The 3,423-nt window shown below is 40.8% G+C and carries 2 protein-coding genes; both read left to right on the top strand.

Annotated elements, in window-relative coordinates; genetic code table 11:
- On the top strand, window positions 1-1,778 hold a 1,778-nt coding region (locus HMPREF2697_RS09040), incomplete at its 5' end, for an SspB-related isopeptide-forming adhesin (RefSeq protein WP_142350096.1).
- Between the two features lie 468 nt (window positions 1,779-2,246).
- The coding region (locus tag HMPREF2697_RS09035) for a YSIRK-type signal peptide-containing protein (RefSeq protein WP_142350095.1) at window positions 2,247-3,423 on the top strand (1,177 nt) is incomplete at its 3' end.

Here is a 3,423-nt window from a genome sequence, read left to right as displayed (position 1 = left end):
CTAAGTCACTTGGCGATGCAGAAAACACTCAAGTCATTGACACTACTAAGTTCGAGTTTGGTCGTTACTATAAATTTGATATTCCTGCAACTGTTAAGAAAGATATCAAAGCTGGTGTGGATATCGAAAATACAGCTACTCAAGTTGTTAACTACTACAACCCAACAACTAAGAAAGTTGAAAAACCAAACGTACCAACTGAAAAACGTGTTAACAGTGTTCCAGTTTCAGTAGAGTTTAACTTCACTAAGCGTTTGGAAGGCCGTGAACTTAAAGCGAACGAATTCACATTCGTACTTAAGGATTCTACAGGTAAAGAAATCGAAACTGTTAAGAACGATGCCAAAGGTAACGTTAAGTTCAAAGCTATTGAGTACAAGAAAGGCCAAGAAGGTACTTACAAGTACACAGTAGAAGAAGTTAAAGGTACTGACAGCACAGTTCAATACGACGGTATGAAAGCTCTTGTCACTGTTGAAGTATCACACGATGGTAAAGCGAAAGCTCTTATCACTAAGGTTACTGACCCAGCTGATAAAGAATTCAACAATACTGTTCGTCCACCAGAAAAACCTAAGTTCCAACCAGAGAAATACGTTGTTTCTAAAGAGAAATTCGATATCACTGGTATGAAACTTGTTGACGATGATGCTGAGTTGAAAGATAAAGTAGGCGATACTAACAAGGATCCTTACGCTGACAGCACAGCTAACAACGAAGCTGAAAATATCAATACTAAGACACTCAAGAAAGGTGATAAGTTTGTCTACCAAGTATGGCTTGACACAAACAACTTCACTGACGCTCACAATATCCAATCTGTTGGTGTTACAGATAAATATGACAGCGAAAACTTGAACATTAATGTTGCAGATATTAAAGCATACGACTCTGTAACAGGGGAAGATGTGACAGCTAAGTTTGATATCAAGGTTGAAAACGGTGTAATCACTGCAACATCTAAGTCTGACCTTACTAAGTCACTTGGTGATGCAGAAAATACACAAGTGATTGATACTGCCAAATTGGCATTCGGACGCTACTACAAGTTCGATATTCCTGCAACTATCAAAGGCACTGCCAAAGATGGTGTAGATATCGAAAATACTGCGTCACAAATCGTTCACCAATACGACCCAACTAAGAAATCTGTTGAAAAACCAGAAAAACCAACAGAAAAACGTGTAGTCAATATCCCAACCAAGGTTGAGTTTGAATTCACTAAGAAACTTGAAGGTCGTCAACTTAAAGCTGGTGAGTTTAGCTTTGTACTTAAAGATAGCAAGGGTAATGTTATCGAAACTGTAAGCAATGATGCTAATGGTAAGATCAAGTTCTCTGCCCTTGAGTACAAACGTGGTGAAGAAGGTAATCACGTCTATACAGTAGAAGAAGTAAAAGGTAACGATGCAACTGTTACTTATGATAAGATGGTAGCCACAGTTGTTGTTTCTGTAACTAAAGATGGTAAAGTCTTGACAGCGATTTCTCAATTGCCAGAAGATACTGAGTTCAACAACACTGTTATCCCACCAAATACACCACCAACAACTCCACCAAACACACCACCTACTACACCACCAACTACGCCTCCAACACCACCGACTCCTCCAACTCCAGTGGTTCCACCAGTGACACCACCAACTACACCAGAAGCTCCTAAAGGACCAGCACTTCCTGAAACAGGTGATGATGCGTCTATGGCAACTATGGCTCTCGGAGGAATCCTTGCGGCAGCTGGACTAGGTTTGGCAGGAAAACGCAAAAAAGAAGACTAAGATAGTTCATAGGTTAAATCCCTCAATATAGTTAGTTAGACTATTTCAGTTTTCGAAAAAGAGACTCATCCCGATAGGGGTGGGTCTCTTTTGTATCTATCTTAAAGATGATTTGGTGTTTTATTAAAATATTAGATATAAGGTTAAGTAATAGAGATTTTAGGATTTATTTTATGCAAAACAGATCAGTGGTTTAAATTTCAGGAAAAGATTATTATAAATATTGATATGTACTAAAATACTTATGTGAAAAGGTTTATTGGTTGTCATGAAGTCCTAGCTGCAAATCACAACTCGTTTTTTATATTGATTAAAAATTAGAGAAAATACTTGCTTAATGATTAAAAAAAAGATACGATAGACTTTGGAAGAAGGTTAATAAATGTATAGAGTGCGTATTTTTTCAATAATGTCTTTGTTTTTGACGCCCATTTGGGGTACAAGGATTAACTTATAGGAAGATTTTGAATGAAACAAGCAAATCATGTTTTTGAAAAAGTGACAAAATACGGCATTCGTAAGTTGTCGGTAGGTGTAGGACCAGTTGCTATCGGGACATTCTTGTTAGCAGGTGGTTTTTTCGTGTCTAAACCAGTCTCTGCAGATCAGGTTACTAAGGATGCAACGGTACACATGGCCTATGTCGCTGAAAATGAATTAACAGCTGAAGAGCAACAGCAAGTGGTCCATGCTATTCCTGAGGACTACCAGAATGAAGATACTTTTTATTTGGTCTACAAACGTAAGGGTGCTACGCAAACTAGTCTTCCTCAGACAGGAAGTTCTGACTGGGTAGCGTCAGGTTTAGGACTAGCAACGGCGACCATGGCTGTGTTGCTCTTTTCAAAAAAACATCGTAAAAAGATTATTGGCTTGGTCTTGATTGGGGCCGCTGGGCAAAGTCTCCTTGTGCCAATAGAGGTTCTTGCCTTGCAAAACAAGGAGTTGCAGGCCTATAATCAGACCCTTGCTGTTGCAGACGAGGCGGACCTAGCTAAAGGTGTTATTGCAATTGATGGTTATGAGTATGTCGGTTATCTGCGTTACTCAGCTAAGCCAGAGCTTGAACAACCTTTGGAGAATACTTTGCAGGGGCTTGAGTCTTCAATAAAAGAAGAGACTACAGTAAATCAGGGTACAGCTGATAAGGATAGTGAGGGAATCAGTTGGAAAAAGGGAACTCAGGAGTCAGGTCACGAAGGCGAAGCTGTGGTTCAACCTGCTAATCCAGAGTATACCGGACCAATTAGTGCCAATGGTACGCAAGAATCAGGTCACGAAGGTGAAGCTCTTGTTCAACCCGTAGCCCCAGAGTATACAGGACCAATCAGTGCCAATGGCACCCAGGAAGTTGGTCACGAGGGTGAAGCTGTAGTTCAACCCGCCACTCCAGAGTACACCGGTTCAATCAGTAGCGATACTACAAGTGCCAATGGTACGCAAGAAGTTGGTCACGAAGGTGAAGCTGTGGTTCAGCCTGTCAATCCAGCGTACACCGGTTCAATCAATAGCGACACTACCAGTGCCAAAGGTACGCAAGAATCAGGTCACGAAGGCGAAGCTCTTGTTCAACCTGTCGCCCCAGAATATACCGGCCCAATCAGTGCTAAAGGTACGCAAGAATCAGGTCACGAAGGTGAAGCTC

Origin of the sequence: Streptococcus sp. HMSC064D12, from assembly GCF_001837205.1 — a bacterium.
Lineage (GTDB): Bacteria > Bacillota > Bacilli > Lactobacillales > Streptococcaceae > Streptococcus > Streptococcus salivarius_D.
The sequence above is the reverse complement of the archived record's forward strand: the minus strand, read 5'-3'. Positions and strand labels throughout refer to the sequence as shown.